The organism is Pseudomonas putida, assembly GCA_041879295.1.
GTDB lineage: Bacteria > Pseudomonadota > Gammaproteobacteria > Pseudomonadales > Pseudomonadaceae > Aquipseudomonas > Aquipseudomonas putida_Y.
In genome coordinates this window covers 1,490,773-1,506,712 of the sequence record CP047152.1, presented here as the reverse complement: position 1 = coordinate 1,506,712, position 15,940 = coordinate 1,490,773, and the positions used below count along the sequence as shown (strand labels likewise).

10 protein-coding genes are annotated in these 15,940 nt (G+C 63.1%); 4 read left to right on the top strand and 6 right to left on the bottom strand.

The features are described from left to right. Positions 1 to 70: 70 nt before the first annotated feature. Positions 71 to 1,192 (bottom strand): beta-ketoacyl-ACP synthase III, encoded by a 1,122-nt coding sequence (locus GST84_06985; protein XGB12119.1) that lies wholly within the window; start codon positions 1,190 to 1,192, stop codon positions 71 to 73. Positions 1,193 to 1,366: 174 nt separating this feature from the next. After that, positions 1,367 to 5,272, bottom strand: a complete 3,906-nt coding sequence (hrpA, locus tag GST84_06980) for an ATP-dependent RNA helicase HrpA (GenBank protein XGB12118.1) — start codon at positions 5,270 to 5,272, stop codon at positions 1,367 to 1,369. 437 nt (positions 5,273 to 5,709) lie between these two features. Between hrpA and GST84_06975 the strand changes: the two genes are divergently transcribed. After that, complete coding sequence (locus GST84_06975) at positions 5,710 to 7,074, top strand: glutamine synthetase (protein XGB15719.1); 1,365 nt, start codon at positions 5,710 to 5,712, stop codon at positions 7,072 to 7,074. A 24-nt stretch (positions 7,075 to 7,098) separates the two neighbouring features. Beyond that, positions 7,099 to 8,406: an FAD-dependent oxidoreductase gene (locus GST84_06970; GenBank protein ID XGB12117.1), complete on the top strand. Its 1,308-nt coding sequence runs from the start codon at positions 7,099 to 7,101 to the stop codon at positions 8,404 to 8,406. Between the two features lie 286 nt (positions 8,407 to 8,692). Here the strand turns inward: GST84_06970 and GST84_06965 are convergent, their stop codons facing one another. Together GST84_06965 and GST84_06960 are read right to left on the bottom strand one after the other, a co-directional pair. After that, the gene (locus GST84_06965; GenBank protein XGB12116.1) at positions 8,693 to 10,390 is read right to left on the bottom strand and encodes an AMP-binding protein; all 1,698 of its coding nucleotides are present in this window, start codon (positions 10,388 to 10,390) and stop codon (positions 8,693 to 8,695) included. 332 nt (positions 10,391 to 10,722) lie between these two features. Next, positions 10,723 to 12,411 carry a long-chain-fatty-acid--CoA ligase gene (locus GST84_06960; GenBank protein ID XGB12115.1) on the bottom strand — a complete coding sequence of 563 codons (1,689 nt, stop codon included), beginning with the start codon at positions 12,409 to 12,411 and terminating at the stop codon, positions 10,723 to 10,725. A gap of 218 nt (positions 12,412 to 12,629) precedes the next feature. On the opposite strand from GST84_06960, the gene GST84_06955 reads away from it, so the two are divergent. Next, positions 12,630 to 13,574, top strand: coding sequence for an alpha/beta fold hydrolase (locus GST84_06955; GenBank protein XGB12114.1), 945 nt, complete (start codon positions 12,630 to 12,632; stop codon positions 13,572 to 13,574). A gap of 34 nt (positions 13,575 to 13,608) precedes the next feature. Then, positions 13,609 to 14,079, top strand: coding sequence for a 3-hydroxybutyryl-CoA dehydratase (locus GST84_06950; GenBank protein ID XGB12113.1), 471 nt, complete (start codon positions 13,609 to 13,611; stop codon positions 14,077 to 14,079). A gap of 119 nt (positions 14,080 to 14,198) precedes the next feature. Here GST84_06950 and GST84_06945 read toward each other — a convergent pair whose 3' ends face one another. Then, positions 14,199 to 15,437, bottom strand: coding sequence for a sigma-70 family RNA polymerase sigma factor (locus tag GST84_06945; GenBank protein XGB12112.1), 1,239 nt, complete (start codon positions 15,435 to 15,437; stop codon positions 14,199 to 14,201). Beyond that, complete coding sequence (locus GST84_06940; GenBank protein XGB12111.1) at positions 15,437 to 15,922, bottom strand: polyketide cyclase; 486 nt, start codon at positions 15,920 to 15,922, stop codon at positions 15,437 to 15,439. Before GST84_06940 ends, GST84_06945 begins: the two co-directional genes overlap by 1 nt. Positions 15,923 to 15,940: the final 18 nt, after the last annotated feature.

Sequence of the window (15,940 nt, the reverse complement as noted above, 5' to 3'; positions counted from 1 at the left end):
CCTTGAGCACTGTGCCGTACCTGTGGGAGCGGGCGAGCCCGCGAAGAAGCCGTAACAAGCGCCTGATGAATCAGCGCTTGCGCAGAATCACGCTACCAATCGAATACCCCGCACCAAACGAGCTCAACACGCCCAACGAGCCCTTGGCCAGGTCATCCTGGTACAGGTGGAACGCAATCACCGACCCCGCCGAGCTGGTATTGGCGTAACGGTCCAGAATCACCGGTGCATCTTCCTCGGCCACTTCACGCCCCAACAGCTTCTTGACGATCAGGTGGTTCATGCTGAGGTTGGCCTGGTGCAACCAGAATCGCTTCACGTCGCTCGGCTGCAGCCCGTTCTCCTCCAGGTGCTCACCGATCAGCTCGGCCACCTTCGGGCATACTTCGCGGAACACCTTGCGGCCTTCCTGGATGAACAGCTTGTCCGCAGCGCCTTCGCCCTCTTCCGCTGCACGGTTAAGGAAGCCGAAGTTGTTGCGGATGTTGTTGGAGAACTCAGTCCAAAGCTTGCTGCTGACGACATCGAACTGGTGCGCCGAAGTGGCCTGGTCGGCACGCTCCAGCAACACGGCGGTGGCAGCATCGCCAAATATGAAATGGCTGTCACGGTCACGGAAGTTGAGGTGACCGGTGCACACTTCGGGGTTGACCATCAGCACTGCCCGCGCCTGGCCCAGCGCTACGCTGTTGGCGGCGGTCTGGATACCGAAGGTGGCCGACGAGCAGGCCACGTTCATGTCGAAGGCAAAGCCCTGGACACCCAGTGCCTGTTGCACTTCGATGGCGATGGCCGGGTACGGGCGCTGCAAGTTGGAGCAGGCGACGATCACCCCGTCGACATCGGCCGCCGTTCGGCCTGCGCGCTCCAGGGCCTGGCGGGCAGCGGCCACGGCCATTTCACACAGCACCGACGGTTCATCGTTGCTGCGCTCGGGCAAGCGCGGCTTCATGCGCTGCGGGTCGAGGATACCGGCCTTGTCCATGACAAAGCGGCTTTTGATGCCCGAGGCCTTTTCGATAAACGCCGCATCGGAGAGCGGCGCCGCCTCGACTTCACCGCGCTCGATGGCGGCAGCGTTGTCCTGGTTGAACTGCTGCGACCAGGCGTTGAAGGAAGCCACCAGCTCTTCGTTGGAAATGCTCTGGGCCGGGGTGTACAGGCCGGTGCCGCTGATCACGACGTTATGCACGGTCGTTCCTCTGGTCAAAGGCCATCGCCACAAGGCGCTGGCTGGGAATATGACAGGTTAATGGCACTTTAGTGCCAATTCAGGGGCGTACATTTACCCCTGCGGGGCGGGCTTACCCGCCAAGGGCCGCAAAGCGGCCCCAAACGCCCCAAAGTTTGCCACAAATAATGAAGGTTAGCCTTCCACCTGACTCCATTGTTTGCTCAATCGCTTGTCAGAAATCGGTACCTTGGTCCCCAACTGCTGGGCGAACAGCGACACGCGATATTCTTCCAGCCACCAGCGGTACAGCGCCAGTTGCTCATCGCGCTTGCCTTCCCGGGCATGCTTGTCGGCACGGGCCTTGTACTGCGCCCACAAATTGGCCAACTCGCCGCTCCACACCCGGTCCTTCTGTACTTGCGAGCCGAGTTTTTCGAGACGCAATTCAACCGCCTTGAGGTAACGCGGCAACTCCTTGAACCACACCCCAGGCGTTTCGCGGACGAAGCCCGGGTACACCAGGTTGCCTAGCTGCTGCTTGATGTCGTTCAGTGCCACCGCTTGGCTCAGGTCGATCTTGCCCTTGAAGCGTTTTTGCAGACCATGCCACAGCTTCAGCACTTCCAGGGTCTGCCTTGCCAGGCGCTCGGCATGCTCGGCCCAGCTGCCGCGCTTGCGTTCAGCCAGCGCGGCCAAGGCCGCGCCATCACGTGGCAACGGTTGTTCGCCTTCAAGGATGCAACTGTCCAGGCTGGCCAGCAGAATGTCTTCGACCAGCGCCTCGACCCGCCCCATTTCACGGTACAGCAGGCCCAGCTCGGTCAGCCCCGGCAGCTTGCCGCGCAGGAACTTGGCCGGCTCGGCCAACTGCTGCAGCAACAGCCGTTGCAATGCGCGGCGGTGCTGAAACTCGGCTTCGGCCTGGGTCGAGAAGCGCCCTTCACGCACGGTGCCGTTGTCTTCCACCAGCGCCGGGTACACGGTCATCGACAGGCCGGCGATCTTCTGCTGGGCGGTCTGCTTCACTTCGCTGAAGGCCTTGGCTTGCACCGGCTGCTCACCCTTGGCGTCACGCGGCACGGCCAAGGCAGCCTGGCTGGCGGCAGCAAAGCGCGCGGTCAGTTCCGCCAGGTCGCGGCCTTCGCCAAGGAACTTGCCCTGACCATCGACCACTTCGATGTTCATGCGCAGGTGGCCTTCGACCTGGTTGACCGACTCGTCCCAGGCCTCGTCCGACACACGTGCCCCGGTCATGCGCAACAGCTCCTGGCCCAGGGCCTGCGGCAGCGCCCCTTGGCCGAAGGTCATGCGCGCCAGCGAAGCCTTGACGAAGTCTGGCACCGGGACGAAGTTCTTGCGCAGGGCCTTGGGCAGGTTGCGCACCAGCGCCACGCACTTGGCCTCCAGCAGGCCCGGCACCAGCCACTCCAGGCGCTCGCCCGGCAGGCTCGGCAGCAGCGGCGCCGGCACCCGCACCGTCACACCATCACGGGGGTGGCCGGGCTCGAAGTGGTAGCTCAGCGGCAGACGCAAATCGCCCACCTGCATACTGTCGGGGTACTGTGCGGCGGTCACTTCGCTGGCCTCGCGGGCCAGCACGTCCTCCTCGCGCATGATCAGCAGGTTGGCGTCCTTCTGGCTGCCCATGCGGTACCAACTGTCGAAGGTCGCCGTCTGGTGGATTTCTGCCGGCAGGCGCGCTTCGTAGAAAGCGTACAGCGTTTCTTCGTCAGCCAGGATGTCACGCCGGCGAGCCTTGGCTTCCAGCTCGTCCAGCTCTTCAAGCAGGCGCTTGTTGGCCGCCAGGCACTTGGCCCGCGACTGGATTTCGCCCCCCACCAGGCCTTCGCGGATAAACAGCTCGCGCGAGGTCGCCGGGTCGATCGGGCCGTAGTGCACTGGCCGGCGGCCGACCAGGATCAGGCCGTAGAGGGTGATCTGCTCGTAGGCCACCACCTGCCCGCGCTTCTTCTCCCAGTGCGGCTCAAAATGGTTTTTCTTGATCAGGTGGCCAGCCAGCGGCTCGATCCAGTCCGGCTCGATCTTGGCCACCATGCGCGCATACAGCTTGGTGGTTTCGACCAGCTCGGCAGCCATGACCCACTGCGGGCGCTTGCGCCCCAGGCCCGACGACGGATGCACCCAGAAGCGCCGCTGGCGGGCGCCCTGGTAGTCGCCCTCTTCGGTCTTCTGGCCGATCTGGCTGAGCAGCCCGCTGAGGATCGCCTTGTGCAGCTTCTGGTAATCAGTCGGTTCCTTGTTCACCGTCAGTTGCAGGTCGCGGCAAATCAGCGCCAACTGACGATGAGCATCGCGCCACTCGCGCAGCCGCAAGTAGTTCAGGAACTGCTTGCGGCACCAGTTGCGCAGCGGGTTGGCGGTCAGCGCCTGGCGTTGTTCCTCGAAACCACGCCACAGGTTGACCAGCGCAGCGAAGTCCGAGTCCACGTCCTTCCACTGTGCGTGCGCCTGATCGGCGGCCTGCTGGCGTTCTGGAGGGCGTTCACGCGGGTCCTGCACCGACAGCGCGCTGGTGACGATCAGTACTTCCTGCAGGCTGCCCAGGCGCGCGCCTTCAAGCAGCATGCGGCCCAGCCGCGGGTCGATCGGCAAGCGCGCCAGCTGGCGGCCAATTGGCGTCAGCTGGTTCTCGCGGTTGACCGCCGAAAGCTCCTGCAACAGGTTGAAGCCGTCGCTGATGGCTTTGCCATCTGGCGGCTCGATGAACGGGAAGGCATCGATTGCGCCCAGGCGCAGGTGCAACATCTGCAGGATCACCGCCGCCAGGTTGGTGCGCAGAATCTCCGGGTCGGTAAACGCTGGCCGGCTGTTGAAGTCCTCTTCGCTGTAGAGGCGCACGCAAATGCCCGGCTCGACCCGGCCGCAACGGCCTTTTCGCTGGTTGGCACTGGCCTGTGACACCGCCTCGATCGGCAGGCGCTGGACCTTGGCGCGGTAGCTGTAGCGGCTGATGCGCGCAGTACCGGTGTCGATCACATAGCGGATGCCCGGCACGGTCAGCGAGGTTTCGGCGACGTTGGTGGCCAGCACCACGCGGCGCCCGGTGTGCGGTTGGAAGATACGCTGCTGCTCGGCCGGCGACAGGCGCGCGTACAGCGGCAAAATCTCGGTATGGCGCAGTTGCGCCTTGCGCAGGATCTCGGCGGCATCACGGATTTCCCGCTCGCCCGGCAGAAAGATCAGCACATCGCCCGGGCCCTTGCCTTCGCTGCGTTCGTGCTGCGCCAGCTCGTCGAGGGTGGCAAGGATGGCCTGGTCGACCGTGAGGTCGTCCTCGATCTGGTTGCCCTCTTCGTCCTGTTCGCTGGTCAGCGGGCGGTACCAGGTGTCCACCGGGAAGGTGCGCCCGGACACCTCGATGATCGGCGCACCGTCGAAGTGCCTGGAAAAGCGCTCCAGGTCGATGGTGGCCGAGGTAATGATCAGTTTCAGGTCCGGTCGGCGATGCAGCAACGTTTTCAGGTAGCCGAGCAGGAAGTCGATGTTCAGGCTGCGCTCGTGCGCTTCGTCGACGATGATCGTGTCGTAGCGCTCAAGGAAGCGGTCGTGCTGGGTTTCGGCCAGGAGGATGCCGTCGGTCATCAGCTTGACCAAGGTGTTGGAATCGCTCTGGTCTTCGAAACGCACCTGGTAGCCGACCAGCGCGCCCAAGGGCGTGCCCAGCTCTTCGGCGACCCGCGCTGCCACGCTACGCGCTGCGATCCTGCGTGGCTGGGTATGGGCGATCAACCCATGGCTGCCACGGCCAAGCTCAAGGCAGATCTTCGGCAACTGGGTCGTCTTGCCAGAGCCGGTTTCGCCGGCGATCACCAACACCTGGTTTTCGGCCAAGGCCTTCTTGATTTCGTCACGCTTGGCGGCGATGGGCAGGTTGTCGTCGTAGCGTACGGTGGGCACGCTCTGCTGACGCGCGGTGACCTGAGCGCAGGAGGCCTGGACCTTCTCCACCCACTGCGCCAGCTTCGCCTCGTCGGGGCGCTTGCGCAGTTCGTGCAGTTGCCGGCGCAGGCGATGGCGGTCGGCAATCATGGCGTGGTCGAGGTTTTGCAGCAGTTTGTCGATGGCGTGGTCAGTCATGGGGCTTTTTAGTGATGCAGGTGAGCCTGCTTTTTCATGATCGGCATTCGGAAAGTCGGGCGATTGTCGCAGATTTGCAGATTCTCTGCTGCTTGCACGCTCCCGGGCGAATGTTTAGCCAAGTGCGATGTAAAGGTTGCCATTCACTGCTTTAATCAACCTTACGCCGCATGTGAGTATCAAAGGCATGACTCCCGCCCAGCCCATCGCCCCACCGTCGTCCCGCCCTTCGCTGCCGAAGGCCCGGAGGCGTGCCGGGGAAAATCCGCTGGTCCACATCATCCTCGCCTTCTGGGCCTTGTGGCACTGCCGTCACGCGCGCCCACCGGACACCTCGCTCACGCCATTGTGACCAAACCCGGCCACCTTCTGGCCGTTTGACTCATCCGGGCCGCCTGCTTGCGCGGTGGCCCTGCGCGCCCATGAGCGAATTGATCATGCACTTTGCCCCTGTAGAGCAGGCTACCCGTTTTCTGGCCGACAACCCCGATATCGAGCTGTTTGAACTGTTCATCCTCGACGCCAACGGCGTGCCACGCGGCAAACTGTTGCACCGCGAGGAACTGCTGGCCGTGTACCAGACCGGCCGGCCACTGCCCAGCACCATCCTTGGCCTGACCCTCAATGGCGACGACGTGGAAAACTCCGGCCTGGTGTGGGACGTCGGCGATATCGACTGCCGTGCCTACCCGCTTGACGGCAGCCTGGTGCGCCTGCCCTGGCGCCGGGTGCCCACCGCCGCAGTGCAGGTGAGCATGCACCCCAAGGAGGGCCTGCCCGCCAGCATCGCTGACCCACGCCATGTGCTGCTGCGCACCATCGAAGCGCTGAAGGCTGACGGTTATCACCCGGTGATGGCCTGCGAGCTGGAGTTCTACCTGCTTGACCAGCAGCGTGATGCCCAAGGCCGCCCACAACCGGCGCTGGACAACGACGGCGGCCGCCCCCGCAGCACCCAGGTCTATGGCCTGCGCGAACTGGAGCAGATCGAACCGTTCCTCGCCGACCTGTACGCTGCCTGCAAGGCCCAAGGCATCCCGGCGCGCACGGCCATTTCGGAGTACGCCCCCGGCCAGGTGGAAATCACCCTGGAGCATGGCGATGCGCTGCAGGCGATGGACCAGGCGGTGCGCTACAAACGCCTCGTAAAAGGTGTGGCCCATGCCCACGGCATGCAGGCCTGCTTCATGGCCAAGCCATTCGCCCAGCTGGCCGGCACCGGCATGCACATGCACCTGAGCCTGGCCGACAGCGACGGCAACAACCTGTTTGCCAGCGAAGACAAGGCCGGCACCCCGCTGCTGCGCCAGGCCGTGGCCGGCATGCTGCGCCACCTGCGCGACTCGCTGTTGCTGTTCTGCCCCAACGCCAACTCGTACCGCCGTTTCCAGGCCAACAGCTATGCGCCACTGGCGCCAACCTGGGGCGTGGACAACCGCACCGTGAGCCTGCGCGTGCCGGGTGGCCCGGCCAACAGCCGGCATGTGGAGCACCGCATCTGTGGCGCTGATGCCAACCCTTACCTGGCTGCAGCGGCGATCCTTGCTGCCAGCCACCGGGGCATCCGCGAACAGCTTGACCCAGGCGCCCCCGTTGAAGGCAACGGCTATGCCCAGGCCACCGAACACCTGCCCACCGACTGGCTGACCGCCCTCGACGCCCTGCAACATTCCGATTGGGCCCGCGAAGCATTGGGCGAAGACTTCCTTGGCGTGTACCTGAAGGTCAAGCGCGCCGAGTACCGCCAGTTCATGGCCGAAGTCAGCGAACAGGACTGGCGCTGGTACCTGCACCAGGCCTGAGCCCCCACATAACAAGGAACACCCATGAACGCAGCATTGAACAACGGCCCGGCGCAGCGCGCGCCGTCCTATTACAGCGCCACCCTCAACGACCACAGCGAGTACCCGCAACTCAAGGGCACAGTACAGGTGGATGTGGCGATCATCGGCGGTGGCTTTACGGGCGTGGCCACGGCAGTGGAACTGGCCGAGCGCGGCCTGAAGGTCGCCATCGTCGAAACCAACCGCATCGGCTGGGGCGCCAGCGGGCGCAACGGTGGCCAGGTCACCGGCAGCCTGTCGGGCGACGAAGCCATGCGCGCACAGATGCGCAACCACCTGGGCGCCGAAGTCGACGATTTCATCTGGCACTTGCGCTGGCGCGGGCACCAGGTGATCGAGCAGCGCGTGGCGCGCTATGGCATCGATTGCGACCTCAAGCGTGGCCACCTGCATGCAGCCATGAAGCCTTCGCACATGAACGAGCTGCGTGCGTTCGAGGCCGAAGCACGGCGCCGCGGCATGGGCGAGCAGGTGCAACTGCTCGACCGCTCTGCAGTGGCGGAGCATCTGCAAAGCCCGCTTTATCTGGGCGCGTTGAAGAACCTGCGCAACCTGCACCTGCACCCACTCAACCTGTGCCTGGGCGAAGCCCGTGCCGCACATGGCCTGGGTGCACTGATATTCGAAAATTCCGAAGTACTGGACATCGTCCATGGCCCGCGCCCGGCGGTGGTTACCGCCCACGGCCGGGTGGAGGCACGCCAGGTGATGTTGGCCGGTGATGTGTATCACAAGCTGGAAAAGCGCCAGCTCAAGGGCAAGATCTTCCCAGCCATGGGCGGTATCGTCACCACCGCGCCGCTGGGTGAACTGGCCGAGCAGATCAACCCCCAGGACCTGGCGGTGTACGACTGCCGCTTCGTCCTCGACTACTACCGCCTGACGGCCGACAAGCGCCTGCTGTTCGGCGGCGGCGCCAACTACTCGGGCAAGGACTCACGCGACATCGAAGGCGAATTGCGCCCCTGCATCGAACGCACCTTCCCGGCATTGAAGGGGGTGCCGATCGAGTTCCAGTGGAGCTGCGCCATGGGCATCGTGGTCAACCGCATCCCGCAGTTGGGCAAGCTGTCGGACAACGTGTGGTACTGCCAGGGTTACTCGGGGCATGGCATTGCCACCAGCCACATCATGGGTGAAATCATGGCCGAGGCGTTGACCGGGACGCTGGAGAAGTTCGACACCTTCGCCCAGTGCAAGCATGTGCGGGTGCCGATGGGGGACTTGCTGGGGAATCCGCTGCTGGCGGCGGGGATGTGGTACTACCAGATGCTCGAGAAGCTGCGCTGAGTTGCGCGGATGTAGGAGCGGGTTTACCCGCGAAAGGGCCGGCCCTGCTGACCGATATCCACCCGCCGTTCACCGTTGTCGCCACTACCGTATTCGCGGGTAAACCCGCTCCTACAAGGGCTCACAATGTCTGAAGACGGCGCCGCATCTTATTGTGGGGCCTTGTGTCGCGAAAGGGGCGCATAGCGCCCCCAACCATTGTCGCATCGCCGCCAAAATCCCAGGGCCGCGTCGCGGCCCTTTCGCGACACGAGGCCGCTGCCACACTGAGCGTGCAGGTTTATGGTCAGGCGATCTTCTTCAAGCCTTGCTTCTTGAGCTCTTCGTCACGCAGTTCGCGGCGCAGGATCTTGCCCACGTTGGTGGTTGGCAGCGAATCGCGGAACTCTATGTAGCGCGGTACCTTGTAACCGGTAACGTTGGCACGCATGTGCTCCATTACCTGTTCCTTGGTCACGGTCATGCCCGGCTTGACCACGATGAACACCTTGATCACTTCACCCGACTTCTCGTCCGGTACACCAATGGCCGCGCACTGCAGCACGCCCGGCAGGGCCGCCAACACGTCCTCCAGCTCGTTGGGGTACACGTTGAAGCCCGAGACCAGAATCATGTCTTTCTTGCGGTCGACGATACGCATGTAGCCATCCGCCTGTATCAGGGCGATGTCACCGGTCTTCAGCCAGCCTTCGCTGTCGAGAATCTCGGCCGTGGCGTCTTCCCGCTGCCAGTAGCCCTTCATCACCTGCGGGCCCTTGACGCACAGCTCGCCCACTTCGCCAAGCGGCAGCTCATTGCCGGCGTCGTCGATGACCTTGCACAGGGTCGACGGCACCGGAATGCCGATAGTACCCACCTGGTTCGCTTCCGACGGGTTCACCGCCGCCACCGGGCTGGTTTCGGTCATACCGTAGCCTTCGCAGATGGCGCAACCGGTAACGGCCTTCCAGCGCTCGGCCACGCTTAGCTGCAAGGCCATGCCGCCCGACAGGGTGATTTTCAGCGCCGAGAAATCCAGGGCTCGGAACGCCTCGTTGTTGCACAGGGCAACGAACAGGGTGTTGAGACCGACAAAGCCGCTGAACTTCCACTTGCCCAGTTCCTTGACCATCGCCGGCAGGTCTCGCGGGTTGCTGATCAGCACGTTGTGGTTGCCGATCAGCATCATCGCCATGCAATGGAAGGTAAACGCATAAATGTGGTACAGCGGCAGCGGGGTGATGAGGATTTCGCAGCCTTCGTGCAGGTTGGCGCCCATCAGTGCCCGGCACTGCAGCATGTTGGCCACCAGGTTGCGGTGCGTCAGCATGGCGCCCTTGGCCACGCCGGTGGTACCGCCGGTGTATTGCAGCACCGCCACGTCGTTGGCCTGCGGGTTGGCCTCGGTCACTGGCTGGCCCTTGCCCAGCGCCAGGGCGTCATTGAAACGCACGGCCTGCGGCAGGTTGTAGGCCGGCACCATCTTCTTCACGTACTTGATCACGCTGTTGATCAGCAGGCGCTTGAGTGGCGGCAGCAGGTCGGCCACTTCGGTGACGATAACGTGCCTGACCTGGGTTTTGGGCACCACTTTTTCGGCCAGGTGGGCCATGTTGGCCAGGCACACCAGGGCCTTGGCACCCGAGTCGTTGAATTGGTGTTCCATCTCCCGCGCGGTGTACAGCGGGTTGGTGTTGACCACGATCAGCCCGGCACGCATGGCACCGAAGACCGCGACCGGGTATTGCAGGACATTGGGCAATTGCACGGCAATACGGTCACCCGGCTTGAGGTCGGTATGCTGCTGCAGCCAGGCGGCAAACGCCCCCGACAACGCATACAACTCGCCATAAGTGATAGTCTTGCCCAGGTTGCTAAAGGCCGGTTTGTCGGCAAAGCGTTGGCAGGATTGCTTGAGTACCGCCTGGATATTGGGGAATTCGTCAGGATTGATTTCCGCCGTAATCCCGGCTGGGTACTTATCCTTCCAAAAATTTTCGATCATGGAAGCCCACTCCTTCAGCAACAGCGAAGTTCGATTCACGCGTCGATGCGCTTATTATTGATATGAGATGACGGTTCGTTGCAAACCGGATCATCTGGAAGCGGGCCGAGAGTAACAGCTTTGCCTGGGGTCGCCTAGAGGCCAAAATAGGCCTTACGGTCACAAAAATGACTCAATGAACAATACAAGTCATTTTTAGAGTAATTATCCAAAATGTCGCAGATAAGGCTGTATACAGCCTTTTAGAGCAGTTTAGAGGCATTCGCGGGTAAACCCGCTCCTACATCGGGCGGTGTAAGAGCGGATTTACCCGCGAAGAAGCCATCCTGGTATCACGCTATGTCGCGCAACTCACGCCGCAAAATCTTGCCCACCGGCGTCATCGGCAATGACTCGCGCAGCACAATGTGCTTGGGGACCTTGTAGCCGGTGAGGTTGGCCTTGCAGTAGGCCTTCAGCTCATCAACGCTCACCCCGCCCTCGCGCGGTACCACGAACAGCTTGACCGCCTCGCCTGAGCGCTCGTCCGGCACGCCGATTGCCGCACAGTTGGCGACCTTGGGATGCCCCATCACCACATCCTCGATTTCGTTGGGGTACACGTTGAAGCCCGAGACGATGATCATGTCCTTCTTGCGGTCGACGATGCGGGTGAAGCCGTCCGGGTCGATCACCGCGATATCACCGGTCTTGAACCAGCCTTCTGCATCCAGTGCCTGGGCCGTTGCCTCGGGCTGATGCCAGTAACCCTTCATGACCTGCGGGCCTTTGATGCAAAGCTCGCCCCGCTCGCCCAGCGGCAGTTCGTTACCGTCATCATCGATGACCTTGAACGCAGTACCCGCCACGGGGATACCCACCGTCCCCAGACGCGCCAGCTGGCCGTAAGGGTTGGTGCTGGCTACCGGCGAGGTTTCTGTCAGGCCGTAGCCTTCAACGATGCGGCACCCGGTAAGGTCTTCCCAGCGCTCGGCAGTCGCCTTGACCAGCGCTGTGCCACCAGAGTTGGTGACCTTCAGTGCCGAGAAGTCCAGCTGACGGAAGCCCGGGTGATCCATCAGTGCGACAAACAGGGTATTGAGGCCCAGCAAGGCCGAGAAACGCCATTTGCCCAGCTCCTTGATGAAACCGGGAATATCCCGCGGGTTGGTGATCAGCACGTTATGGTTGCCGGTCACCATCATGCACATGCAATTCGCGGTGAAGGCATAGATGTGATACAGCGGCAGCGGCGCGATCATCACCTCCTGGCCGTCCTTCAGCAGCTTCTGCCCATCGGGGCCGTGCTGCGAGAAGCAGGCCAGCACCTGCAGCATGTTGGCCACCAGGTTGCCATGGGTGAGCATGGCGCCCTTGGCCAGGCCGGTGGTGCCGCCGGTGTACTGCAGCACAGCGATGTCATCGAGGTTCAGCGACACCGGTTTGGGCGACAGCCCGCGGCCCTCGCGCAGCACCTGCTTGAACGGCACCGCCTGGGGCAACTGGTAAGCTGGCACCATCTTCTTCAACTTGTCGACCACGGTGTTGACCAGCCAGCCCTTGGCGGTCGGCAGCAGGTCGCCCATCTTTGCCTCGATCAGGTATTCGATACCGGTATCAGGCAGTACCTCCTGCACGCGCTTGCCGAACATGTTCAGGTACACCAGCGCACGCGCGCCGCTGTCCTTGAACTGGTGGCGCATCTCGCGCTCGGTGTACAGCGGATTGGTGTTGACCACGATCAGCCCGGCGCGCATGGCACCAAATACGGCGATGGGGTACTGCAGCACGTTGGGCATCTGCACGGCGATGCGCTCACCCGGTTTGAGGTCGGTGTGCTGCTGCAACCAGGCAGCGAAGGCAGCCGAATGGCGCTCCAGTTCCGCGTAGCTGAGGGTCACGCCCAGGTTGCTGAACGCCGGGCGGTCGGCAAAGCGTTTGCAGGAGCGTTCGAACACCTCGACGACCGAGGCGTAGGCATTGATGTCGATGGTGGAAGGCACGCCCGCCGGGCGCTTGTCATTCCAGAAGTCGGCTTGCATTTATTATTGTTCCTCTGCCTGGACCTGCACTGCGTCCTTTAGTCCTTTACCTGATCGCCTGCTGGCGAAAAGGCGTTGATCCGACGTTAGCAGGTAAGCCCAAGGTGGCATATACGCCAAGTGCCGCCATTAACATTGTGAATCTTATTTGTGCCCCTCCTGCAATCCGGCCGGTTGTGCATACACTGTTCGGGTAACCGCGCGCACAAGGACCCGCCATGCCCCACGACGCCTTCTGGCTGCCCGCCAGTGAGCACTGCAGCCTGTACGTACACCAATGGCTGCCGGCCACACCGGTGAAGGCCGTGGTGCTGCTGGCCCATGGCATGGCCGAGCATGCCGGGCGCTACCAGCGCCTGGGCCAAGCCCTGAGCGAGGCCGGCTTTGCCCTGTTCGCAGCCGATCAGCGTGGCCACGGGCGCACTGCCGAACTGGGCAGCCTCGGCCTGTTCGCCCGACATCATGGCTGGAATGCCGTAGTCAACGACCTGGGATGTGTGGCCCAGCACATCGGCCAGCAGTACCCGTGCACGCCGCTGTTCCTGTTCGGCCACAGCATGGGCAGCTACATCGCCCAGGCCTACCTGCTGCATCACAGTGGCAGCCTGCACGGGGCCATCTTCAGCGGCTCCAACTACCAACCGGCCGTGCTGTACCGCTTTGCGCGGCTGATTGCCCGGCTGGAGTCCTGGCGCCAGGGGCCACTGGGCAAGAGTGCACTGATCGAATGGTTGTCCTTCGGTTCGTTCAACAACGCCTTCAAGCCCAACCGCACCGCATTCGACTGGCTCAGCCGCGACCCGGACGAGGTCGATCAGTACGTGAACGACCCGTTATGTGGCTTTCGCTGCACCAACCAGTTGTGGCTCGACCTGCTACAAGGCTTGGCGCAGATCAGTCAGCCGGGTAACCTCGCGCAAATCGATCCCAACCTGCCGATGCTGGTGATCGGCGGTGAATGTGATCCGGTCAGTGCCGGCAAGCGTCTCACCCACCTGGCCGACGCCCTGCGCGCGACCGGTAATCGACATGTACAGCTGCGCGTCTATCCGGAGGCGCGGCATGAAGTACTCAACGAAACCAACCGTGGCGAGGTCATCGCCGACATTCTCGGCTGGCTTGAACAGGCGCTGGCCCTTGGCCGCCCTGCACGCAGCGAATGATAGCCGCCCTCGCCCAACGCTTAAGGAAGCATCGATGTCCCAGGTCACCAACACGCCTTACGAAGCCCTCGAAGTCGGCCAGAAGGCCGAGTACAAGAAGTCCGTTGAAGAACGCGACATCCAGCTGTTCGCTGCGATGTCCGGTGACCACAACCCGGTTCACCTGGATGCCGAGTTCGCCGCCAAGAGCATGTTCCGCGAACGTATTGCCCACGGCATGTTCAGCGGCGCGCTGATCAGTGCTGCAGTGGCCTGCACACTGCCTGGCCCTGGCACCATCTACCTGGGCCAGCAGATGAGCTTCCAGAAGCCGGTGAAAATCGGCGACACCCTGACCGTGCGCCTGGAAATCCTCGAGAAGCTGCCCAAGTTCAAGGTGCGCATCGCCACCAACGTGTACAACCAGAACGACGAGCTGGTGGTCGCGGGTGAAGCCGAGATCCTGGCACCGCGCAAACAGCAGACCGTCGAGCTGGTGTCGCCGCCGAACTTTGTGGCTAGCTGAAGTGTGATGCAGCCAGCACCTACTTCAAGGCTGCTCTCCTGGGTAACCCGCTAATTCGTTGATTTAGCGGGCATCCTGTGGGATATGGGCTGGCCCGCAAAGAGCCGGCACACCCCACATCATTCGATAGCCTGCAAGCGCCGCTCGATATGCCGCCGTTCTGGCGCCTGCCGTGTCAAGGCCAGCGCCTGCTGCCAGGCCGCACGCGCCGCGTCCACCTGCCCCAGCTGGCAATGCAACTCGGCGCGCGCCGCATGTGCCAGGTGATAGTCCAGCAACTCCCCCCGCGCCAGGATCCCTTCGACTTCCCGCAAGCCAACCTCCGGCCCATCCCGCTTCGCCAGCGCCACCGCCCGGTTCAGCTCCACCACCGCTGATGGCCAATACCGCTGCAATACGTCATACAGCCCGACGATCTCCCCCCAGTCGGTTTCTTCAGCCGTCGCCGCCTCGGCATGCACAGCAGCAATCGCCGCCTGGACGGTATAGGCCCCGAATGCACGGCTCTGCAGGGCCTGGCGCACCAGTTCACAGCCTTCGGCAATGAACTGCCGGTCCCACAGGCTACGATCCTGCTGCTCCAGAACCACCAGATTGCCTTGGCCATCGATACGCGCCCGCTGCCGGGACGCCTGCAGCAACATCAACGCCAGCAGGCCGACCGCCTCCGGGTCGGGCAGCAACTGCACCAGCAACCGCGCCAGGCGAATGGCTTCATCACTCAGCGCCTGCTGCAGCAGGGTCTCGCCCGATGACGCCGAATAGCCCTCGTTGAACACCAGGTAGATCACCCGCAACACGCTTTCCAGGCGCTCAGGCAGCTCATTCAGCTCTGGTACCTGGTACGGTATGCCGGCGTCACGGATCTTGGCCTTGGCGCGCACGATGCGCTGGGCGATGGTTGTCGGGCTTTGCAGAAAGGCGCGGGCGATCTGCTCGGTGGTCAGGTCGCAGACTTCGCGAAGGGTCAATGGCACCTGAGCGTCGGGCGACAGGGCCGGATGGCAACAGGTGAAGATCAGCCGCAGGCGGTCATCCGCCAGCAGTTCTTCTTCACTGGGGTCCTGCGCCTGGCCCTCCAGCAGCATGCTCAAGTCAGCCTGGGAGCGGTCGAAGCGGGCGCGCCGGCGCAGCGCATCGATGGCCTTGAAGCGCCCGACAGAGACCAGCCACGCTCGCGGGTTGGCGGGGATGCCGTCGCGTTGCCAGCGTTCGACGGCAACGAAGAAGGCATCATGCATGGCCTCCTCGGCCAGGTCGAAATCACCCAGCAAGCGGATCAGTGTCGCCAGGATGCGCCGCGACTCCTGCCGGTACACGGCCTCGACTTCGGCGCGCACCTGTGCCGGTGCTGTCATCAGTCGGGCATCCGCTGGGTCACCACATCCACAAGACGGTCCAGGCTTTCTCCCCAGCCTTGGTAGAAGCCCATTTCTTCATGAGCCTGGCAGTCAGTGGCATTCCAGTGCCAGGCACGGGCGGTGTAACGGGTTTTGCCCTGTTCCTCGTCAAAGCTGATCACGGCGGTCATGAAGGCCTTGTTCGACGGTACCCAACCAGGGCCGAAGGCATCGGTGAACACCAGCCTGCGTGGCGCGGCAATTTCCAGAAAAACGCCCTGGTTCGGGTACTCGCTGCCATCCGGCGCCCGCATCAGAGTGCGAAACAGGCCACCGGCCCACAACTGCATTTCACATTCCGGGGTGGTCATGCCGTGCGGCCCCCACCACTGCATCAGCCACTGGGGTTCGGTCCAGGCGCGGAATACCTTGGCCGGTGGTGCGTCGATCAGGCGGCTGATGGACAACTCGTGTTGCGCTTGCGCAATGGGTGCAAGGCTCATGCTGATTGTTCTCCTTGG